A 6,850-nucleotide genomic window follows, 5' to 3' on the forward strand; every position below is an offset into this window, starting at 1 on the left:
GCGGAGCCGGCCCGGGCCGGGAGGCCGGGCGGGGCAAGGGCACCGGGCCTGTGGGGGCCGGGTGCCCGGGGCGGCCGACGGGCGGGCGGGAGGGGCGGGGGAAAGGGATGTGATTCGACCCCTGGCAGCGTGCTAATCTTCTGCATGTCGGAAGGCGCTCGCGGCAAAAAAGCGGGAGACGGAAGACACACCCAATGCGCGGGTGGCGGAATAGGCAGACGCGCTGGATTCAGGTTCCAGTGCCCGCAAGGGCGTGGGGGTTCAACTCCCCCCTCGCGCACCAGGAAGAACCGACGAAACGGGTCTTCACCGGAGACGAAAGTCCCGGTGGGGCCCGTTTCGCGTTGTGACGGCGGACTGTCCGGTTCGGACGGGGAACGTGAGCAGGGCCCTGACCGTGAGGTATCTCACGGTCAGGGCCCTGCTTTTTCGCTACTGGTTGTTCTTCGGGTTGGTGCTGGGCGCCGATGGCCGGGTCAGCCGACTCTCGACAGATGGCCTGTGGGTGTCCAGGTTCCGGTGGCTTTGCGTTTCTGCCTGTGGTGGGTTCGACGGCGGGGACGTTCACCGCCGAGCGCCAGCGTCTCGAGCCACTTCTGGATCTTGCGACGGTTGGCGTGGGCGAGCTGGAAGGCGAGGAGGATCGTCTGGGCCGCGATGCCGCGGATGCGGCGTGATCCCGCGGCTTCGATGCTCTCGGCCAGTGGATTCTTTGCGTATCCGTTGTAACCCTCGACGCTGTTGCGGAGCCGGAAGTAGATCTTCTGCCACTTCGGGCTGCCGTAGTCCAGGCACTGCCAGTGTTTGGCGCCGGCTTCCGGGCTGACGGTGATCGTGCGCTGGCGGCAGACTTTGAGCGGTCCTGCCGGGCTGGGCTCGGGGTCGACGAGCGGAAGGTGGATGCCGCGGCCGAGGGTGTGCGGTTTGATCGGGCACTGGGCCTTGCCCGCTTCGGCGGGGCACATCATCCGCTGGTGGCCGTCGGCGTCCGCGTTTTCCTTGGGCATGACGCGGTAGCCGCGGCGGGCCGCGATCAGTCTGATCCAGGTCTCCTGGTCGATGCGTTCGGTGTACAGGTCGATGGTGGCGGTGATGAGGGGTTCGGGCATGGACGGGCAGTACCAGCGGCCCTCGACGAGGATCGCGCCGTCCGCCGAGGCCTGCTTGCCGAGCTGGTTCACTCTGTAGTCGTAGATGGGCTTGTAGCCCATGGTCCGGACCGGGAGCTGCCACTCGTCGGGCTCGGAGTTGTTGTAGGCACGGTCCCCGGCCAGGTAGCCGGGCCGGTATCCCCGCTCGCGGAGCCGGTCGAGGATCTTCACGCCGTTGTACGCGGGGCGCTGGCCGGGTTTGTCGAGGGCCATGCCCAGGACGACGACCGGGAGGACGTCGGGGTTCGGGGTGCCGTCGTCGAGGAGTACGGCGTCGTGCTCGGCGTCGCGGGTCACGACGAGGTGGGCGTCGTAGCCGAAGAGGTACTTCTTCTTGAGTGATGTCTTCTTCTTGCCCGGGGAGGTTTTGGCCTTGCCCTTTGTGGCGGTCGGCGGAGGAGGGCGCATGGAGTCGGATACCGGCGCATCGGGATCTTTGTGGTCGCCTTCACGTGCGTACCAGCCGGCGTCGGGGTCGGTGGCGAGCTCGGGCCCGTTCGTGCGACGGCCGCGGGAGAACGTGCGGACGGGGGTGGCGTCCACGCCCAGGGAGACCTCTGCCAGTTCCGCCAGCAGATCGTGGAGGGGGCGCACGGAAGCGTCCAGCACGAATTCGGTGAATAGGGCCAGCCGCCGTTCCTGCTCCGCCAGGTCGTCGACGTCCGCTGCCGCGGTCAGCGCGTTCGCCTTTTCGCGTGCGAGGTGCCCGTTGGGCGGCAGCGGTGAGGGGTTCATCGCGTCCTTCATCGCGTGGAAGAGGCGCCGGACGACGGCGTAGGCCGCTTCGAATCCGCGGTCATGGTCTTCGTACTCGGGTATGCCGAGCCGGGCGCGCAGGTGCGGGCTGAGGCGGAAGTAGAGGATGTCCGTGACCCGTTCCAGGACGATCTTGCCGACGGTGTCCTGGGCGCAGAGGTGGAGGCCCACCAGGAGGCTTCTGAGGCGCAAGGTGCGGTGCCGGCCGCGCGGGAGGTGGACGAACTCCTCCAGCAGCGGGACGAGTTGGCTGTGGTCGACTTCCTCGACCGCCGCCTCGACGTCGGCGTCGTCGATGAGCCTGCGCTCGGCGCGCATCGCCAGGAGGCGCTCGTGGCGATCGCTGGGCAGACTGCGTGGCGTCGTCATCGGCTGCCTCGCAGCAGGCGGGCGGCTTCTTCGGCGGGGACGGCACGCAGGAACGGCAGGATGCGGGAGAGGCCGTGGAGGGTGTCGACGCCGGCCGCGGCCACGATGACGGTGATGGGCAGCCGCTCTTCGAAGAGTTCGGTCAGCCAAGTGGACCTGAGACGGCCCATGATCAGGCGAGGGACGTTCGGGCCGGGCTGCGTGCGGGCCAGGAAGTTCGTGACGGTGTTCGTGCCACGGCTGAAGCAGTTGGGGCGGAACAGGTATTGGGCGGTGCCTGCGGTGTCGAGACGATCGGCGGCGGAGGCCAGGACTCCTTCCCAGGGGCGGCGGCAGAGGATCTCCCTCTTCCGGGGGCCGCGCGTGGCCACGACGACCGGGCCGCCACCGCCTGAGGCTCTGCGGATGTCGTGGACGCGCAGGGGGATGATCTCCGGTGAGTCGAGGCCGACGCCGAGTCCGAGCGCCATGAGTGTCTTGCAGCCCCATCGAAGCTCCTCGGTGGGCTGCCCACTGACCCAGCCCCACAGGTCCGCGAGTTCGGTGCGGGTGTAGGGACTGTTGGGAACCGAACTCGACAGTTTGGCGGGCTTGCCGGTCCGGCATTCGCCGCCCAGGACGACCTCGCTGAGCCGCAGGAGCCTGGTCCGGTAGTTGCCGCGGGTGCTCTGCCTGACGTTGGGGCAGCCGACCGCGATGAAGCGCTCGATCACCTCACGGGACAGCCACACCTCGGCCTTTCCGGGAAGGCCCTCGCCGTTGCAGAAGAGCGCCAACTGGGCCAGGGCGGAGAGCAGTTCACGCGCCTGATAGGGCAGCAGGGGGTCGGCGAGACGGACGACGCGGCGCACTTCGTCGCCGACGCGGCTCCACCCCGCGGGGGAGCCGGACGGGCCGTAGGAATCGATCCGCTGGCTCATCACGTGTCGCCACACCAACACCCCGGCAGGCGGGATGTTATTCGAATAACATGTACCTGAGACAGCAGTCCCGCGCGACCGGGAAGGACCGGATGGGTCAGAATTCACCTCATGCCTCAGGGGAATGCCCGTCGTCTGCCGCCGCGCGCTTACTGTGCCGGCGGTGTGTGGCCTGAGGCGGTCATGGAGGAGCATCACGGAGCGCGCGTCGCCCAGGCTCTGGCCCTCGGGCTGCGGGCGGCCATCGAGCGCAAGGGCTGGACGGTCGCGGAGCTGTCGCGCAACAGCGGCGTCGCCCGCTTCACCATCGCCAAGGCGCTCAACGGGGAGGCGTGGCCCGATCTGCTGACCATCGCCAACCTGGAGAAAGCGCTGGAAGCGGACCTGTGGCCCGGTCGAGAAGTGTGACGGAGGCCAAGAAGCAACTGTGCTGGTCCGCGTCATCGCGGCACGGAAGGGCAGTTCGAGGCTGAACACGAGGCGGTCATCCCTTCAGGCGAAGGGCAGGACCAGTTTTCGCGCAGTGCTACCGGCGGCGCGCTGCCGCTCGTAAAATGCAGCATGACGAACTGATCCGGCGCTTGGAAGGTTTTCGGTGGGGTTCGTCGCCACTGGCCGCCACCTTGGACCCTACTCCTCGGTGGCGGCCTTTCCGTCTATTCCGGACGGCCTGGTTCCGCTAGGTGTACTGATGGAAAGCGTTCGGAAGTTTCGCAATCCTTCCGCTTCGGTACAGCTCGTCCATCGCGACCCGAACGCTCTTTCCTTTGCTGGTTTCGTTCAGGGCGTCCGCCATTTCCAGGGCCTTCCAGTGTCGTTGCGGATCTTGGCTCATGAGGTGGAGGATGCGGTCCTTGCGGCTGGGCGGTTTCCCCTCCGTGGAGGTGATCGGTGCGGGGTTGTCGTGACCCGGCTCGGTCTGGCGCTGCTCGGGGATGCCGGACTCACGCCACTCGGCCGCGATATCCATCTGCTTCTTGATCTGACGTACGAGGCGCAACTCCATACGGACCTTGTGTGTTTCCCGCTGCAGCTCCGCCTCCTTCTCTTCCAGGAGCTCGATGAACTTCTCCGGATTGCCGGCGACGTCTTCCCAGGGAAGGCTTTCGATCATTCCAGAACCCTATCTATGAGAGGGCATAACATACCCAATCCGCAAGGGCTTGTTCGCCTGATGTGGCGACCTGATCAATTACCCTGACCGCTGCATGTTCCGGGAAGGGAATTCGGCCTGGAGGTGTGGCGCAGGCCTGACGGGAATGTGGTGTCCTGTCCATTACCCGGATGCGGATTCTCCGATTCCTCGGGGTATGCCTGTCGTTGGACGAAGGCCTGCACATGCATGTCCTTGTCGTTGGTAATTGCAGTGATCGGGAATGGGCAGCCCTGTCCGAGGAAGCGGCGGCTCCAGTGCGTGTCGACCCCGGAATAGTGGGGCATATGCCGTACTGCGCGGTTGTGCGGGAAGGCCTGTCCGTCCCGCGGGGCTTGAGGGAGGGGCTTCCCCGGTTCCCCCTGTCGCCTTGTTCCTGTCTCTGCCGCTGTTCTCGACTGCATGGTGGGTCCTGCAGGTGCCGAGTGCTTCCGGGTTCCTGAGTGAGCGCGATGACATGACGAGGGAGCGCCGCCAAGTCATGACGCACAGGGCTGTGCGTGGTGCAGCGGGGCCGTGAGGGCGCGCGGCTGGGAAGGGGCAGCGGAAGTTCGAGCGGCTCACGTGCGCCGACGAGAGCCCGGCGGGTCGGCTTCACGCCGGGCCGATGCGGCCTGACCCGAGGCGAGGGCCAGTACGGCGGCCACCCCGGAAAGCACGGAAAGGGCGAGGAACAGTCCGCCGTAGCCGCCCAGAGGGTCGGCCAGGGCTGCACCGGCCCAGGGGGCGAGGGCCGCCGCTACGGTGGCCGGCGCACTCAGGAGCCCGGAGAGCCGCCCGTAGTGCGATGTTCCCCAGCGATCGCTGACGGCCGTGGCCTGGAGCAGGGTGAGATTGCCGCGTACGACTCCGGCGAGAACGGCCAGCAGGATCAGCAGCGGTATGGGGCCGTGCACGAGGGCCAGGGCCGTGGTGGTGGCTCCGCCCGCTGCGATCAGGACGGCCGTGCGGGTTGTAGCGCTGGTCGTGCGGGCGAGGGCGGCGTACAGGGTGCGTCCGAGGGTCTGTCCGGCTCCGCCCAGTCCCAGTGCCCAGGCGGCCGTTGAGGGAGTGGCACCGCGCTCGATCATCAGAGGGACCATCCCGAAGACGACCACGTACATGCCGAACCCGGAACAGGTGAAGGCCGTTGCGAGGAGCAGGAAGGGGCGGCTGCGGGCGATCGGCGTGCGGTCGGGGGCCGCTGCTGTCTCCGGTGCGGGTGGCCACGGGGCTCGCAGGGCCAGGGCGTGGGCCGGAACGGTGACGGCTGCCAGGACGATTGCCAGCACGCCGTAGGTGGCACGCCATCCGAGGTGGTCATCGAGCAGTGCGGTGATCGGCGCAAATACGGTGCTGGCCAGGCCGCCGGCGAGGGTGACGAGGGTGAGGGCGCGGATGCGGTCGGGGCCCCACCAGCGCGTGAGTGCGGCGAAGGCGGGCTGGTAGAACGTGGCCGCCATGGCTGTACCGGCCGTGAGCCAGGCCGCCGCGAAGACGTAGAAGTTGGGGGCCGCGGCGATGAGCAGGACCGACGCGACAGCGAGCAGCGAGCCGGTGGTCATGACGGCGCGAGGTCCTCGCCGGTCGAGGATGCGGCCGACAGGTATCCCCACAAGGGCCGACGTGAGCAGGGCTGCGGAGAATGCTGCGGTCGTGGCACTCCTCGACCAGCCGGTGTCCGCTGTCAACCGCGGAAGAAGCACGGGGAAGGCGTAGTAGACGATGCCCCAGCCGGTGATCTGGGTGAGGCACAGGGCGGGCAGGGCGGCGCGGGGCCGCGACCGGTCCCCGGTTCCGGTCGTGGCCCCGCTGGTCTGAAGGTTGGTCGTCAACGGTCAGCAGCAGCGTGCCGTTGAGACTGCCTTGGCCGCTGGCTCGGCCTGTGTGTCCTCGGTCGGGCCGGTGCAGCAGGTGCCGCCCTGCTGCCTGGTGAGGGTGTCGGCGTCGGCCTTCACGACGTAGACCTCCCAGGGTTCTCGTCCGGGGCCGTGGACCCAGACCTTGTCCTGGAGGGCGTAACAGCAGGCGGTGTCGTTCTCCACGTCGGTGGCCAGGCCGGCCTCGGCCAGGCGGGCGGTGGCGCCGTGCACCGCTTCGGTCGTCTCGACCTCGACGCCGAGGTGGTCCATGCGCGTCGCCTCACCCTCGGCGCCTTCGATCAGGACGAGCTTGAGCGGGGGCTCGGCGATGGCGAAGTTGGCGTAGCCGTCGCGGAGTTTGGCGGGCCCGGTGCCGAACAGCCTGGTGTAGAAGGCGATGGACGCTGTGAGGTCGGGGACGCGGAGGGCGAGCTGTACGCGGGACATGGCGATCCTCCTGCTGGTGATGGGTGGGATGGTGGGTCAGCAGCCGCCGGAGGGGGCCGGGGCGCCGATGCCGATCTGGATGGTGGCCGGGGCCGCGCAGCAGCCTCCGCCGTCGCTGTCCTGCGAGGCGGCGGGGTCGTCGAAGAGGCCGGCGCCGCCGCAGACTCCGGTCTCCGGCAGGGTCAGCTCGACCCGTTCGGCGGCCTCCCGGTC

Annotated in this window: 6 protein-coding genes, 1 tRNA gene and 1 pseudogene; 2 read left to right on the forward strand and 6 right to left on the reverse strand. The window is 68.3% G+C overall.

What is annotated here, in order from left to right:
* Window positions 1–196 precede the first annotated feature (196 nt).
* Window positions 197–283: transfer RNA gene (locus tag ACFW6B_RS13635), tRNA-Leu, on the forward strand.
* 193 nt (window positions 284–476) lie between these two features.
* On the opposite strand, the gene ACFW6B_RS13640 is transcribed toward ACFW6B_RS13635, so the two are convergent.
* Together ACFW6B_RS13640 and ACFW6B_RS13645 are read right to left on the reverse strand one after the other, a co-directional pair.
* Window positions 477–2,276: a hypothetical protein gene (locus ACFW6B_RS13640; protein WP_386595333.1), complete on the reverse strand. Its 1,800-nt coding sequence runs from the start codon at window positions 2,274–2,276 to the stop codon at window positions 477–479.
* Entirely contained in the window at window positions 2,273–3,196 is a 924-nt protein-coding gene (locus tag ACFW6B_RS13645; RefSeq protein WP_386595336.1) for a hypothetical protein, read from the reverse strand. The genes ACFW6B_RS13640 and ACFW6B_RS13645 overlap by 4 nt, the downstream gene beginning before the upstream one ends.
* 183 nt (window positions 3,197–3,379) lie before the next feature.
* Between ACFW6B_RS13645 and ACFW6B_RS13650 the strand changes: the two genes are divergently transcribed.
* A complete protein-coding gene (locus tag ACFW6B_RS13650) occupies window positions 3,380–3,604 on the forward strand; it encodes a multiprotein-bridging factor 1 family protein (protein ID WP_386595338.1) in 225 nt (74 codons plus the stop codon).
* A 271-nt stretch (window positions 3,605–3,875) separates the two neighbouring features.
* On the opposite strand, the gene ACFW6B_RS13655 is transcribed toward ACFW6B_RS13650, so the two are convergent.
* The 4 genes and pseudogenes from ACFW6B_RS13655 to ACFW6B_RS13670 all read right to left on the reverse strand — a co-directional run.
* Window positions 3,876–4,310, reverse strand: a complete 435-nt coding sequence (locus tag ACFW6B_RS13655; protein ID WP_386595339.1) for a hypothetical protein — start codon at window positions 4,308–4,310, stop codon at window positions 3,876–3,878.
* Window positions 4,311–4,909: 599 nt separating this feature from the next.
* Entirely contained in the window at window positions 4,910–6,163 is a 1,254-nt protein-coding gene (locus ACFW6B_RS13660) for an MFS transporter (RefSeq protein ID WP_386595341.1), read from the reverse strand.
* A 3-nt stretch (window positions 6,164–6,166) separates the two neighbouring features.
* A complete protein-coding gene (locus ACFW6B_RS13665; protein ID WP_386595344.1) occupies window positions 6,167–6,637 on the reverse strand; it encodes an ArsI/CadI family heavy metal resistance metalloenzyme in 471 nt (156 codons plus the stop codon).
* A gap of 36 nt (window positions 6,638–6,673) precedes the next feature.
* Window positions 6,674–6,850, reverse strand: a pseudogene (locus tag ACFW6B_RS13670) (flavoprotein); the annotation flags it as partial.

The organism is Streptomyces sp. NPDC058751, assembly GCF_042746485.1.
Lineage (GTDB): Bacteria > Actinomycetota > Actinomycetes > Streptomycetales > Streptomycetaceae > Streptomyces.